The following is a 1,251-nucleotide window of genomic DNA, read 5'->3' on the forward strand; positions in this document are numbered from 1 at the left end:
CGACAGCTCTAACCAGATTGCCCCCACCCAGATTGCCACCCCTTGGTGTCGACCGTCGGCGATGCAAGGAACGTCGTCGGTTCGCAAGTTGCACGCAACTTCTGTTTATCCTGGCCCTTTGCGGCCAGATGGCTCTTCCAGGAACGGCGCACGCGGCTGCCGCCAAAGACAGCGCACCTGCGGAAGCAAACACCGCCAATGTTCCAACTGCCTATGAGCTGCAGCTTCTTTATGCCGACCGAACATGGGTATGGAAGAATGGAGCAGCCTATTTCGCGCAGGGCAATCGACGCCTCGAGGCCTGGACGTCCGGACAGGACACGGCATCCGTCGCGGAGGGCAGATGGCTGGTGACCAAAGAAGGCAAGATGTGCATGGAACTCGCCTGGCGATCGAAGGGTTACACTGGCAAGCAGAATCGCACCTGCTATAGCCACCGGATCCAGGGCGGGAGCATCGAGCAACGCAAGGATCCGGATGGGGAATGGTACAGTTTCAAGCGATCTCCCGAGGAGCCGTCCGACGAATACCGGAAATTCGAAGCAGGCGACACCAAGGGCGCGCAGTTCGAAGAGGCCCGCAAGCTGATCGATTCCAAGAATTAGTTCGTGTTTCAGCCGCGCTGAGACACGAATTGGCGAATCGCTTATAGTGACGCATCAAGCGGTTCGGCTGGAGCGGTCGGCGCGCCGATCGCTGACCGATCGCATTCAATTTTATCTGGCAGAACGACGAGACGATGGGCCCACCATACGGTTTTCATGAAATTTAATAATTAGTGATGTCTAATGTTCCTGCGTGATGTGCGAGTGGTTGCTCATGCGGCGTGGAAGCGACGACGGCATAGTATGTCGCAACGCGCCCTTGGCTTATACTTGATGACAAGGGACACATGATGAACAATTACGCAATGGGCGCGTTTCGCTCAAGCAAAAACATAGGATCTATTGTTGCAGCTGTAGCGATGAGCTTTATGGTTGCAGGTTGTCAGGGTATGGATGCGACCGAAACCAATTCGGTCCTCATCAAGCCTGTGGTCCACGCGGTCCGCAGTCAGCCCGTGGTCCAGCCGGTCCAAGCTGGATTCTTCGTGCATTCGCTCAGAGCCGAGCCGACACTCCAGATGACCAGCACAGTGCGGGCACCTGAACAAGATTACGCTTTTGCATCGCCGCAGCGGATCAAAGTCCGCGCGCCGGCGCCGGTGAAAGTCTCTTTCAATCCGGGAGATGGTGGCCCATTCCTAGGCGG

Annotated in this window: 2 protein-coding genes; both read left to right on the forward strand. The window is 56.8% G+C overall.

Annotated elements, in window-relative coordinates; all coding sequences use genetic code 11:
• Window positions 1-32: 32 nt before the first annotated feature.
• Window positions 33-605: a DUF995 domain-containing protein gene (locus EN935_RS36505; RefSeq protein WP_245489147.1), complete on the forward strand. Its 573-nt coding sequence runs from the start codon at window positions 33-35 to the stop codon at window positions 603-605.
• 290 nt (window positions 606-895) lie between these two features.
• Window positions 896-1,251, forward strand: a 356-nt coding sequence (locus EN935_RS36510; RefSeq protein WP_206534670.1) for a hypothetical protein, incomplete at its 3' end; no start/stop codon positions are given.

Origin of the sequence: Mesorhizobium sp. M7D.F.Ca.US.004.03.1.1, assembly GCF_003998635.1 — a bacterium.
GTDB lineage: Bacteria > Pseudomonadota > Alphaproteobacteria > Rhizobiales > Rhizobiaceae > Mesorhizobium > Mesorhizobium loti.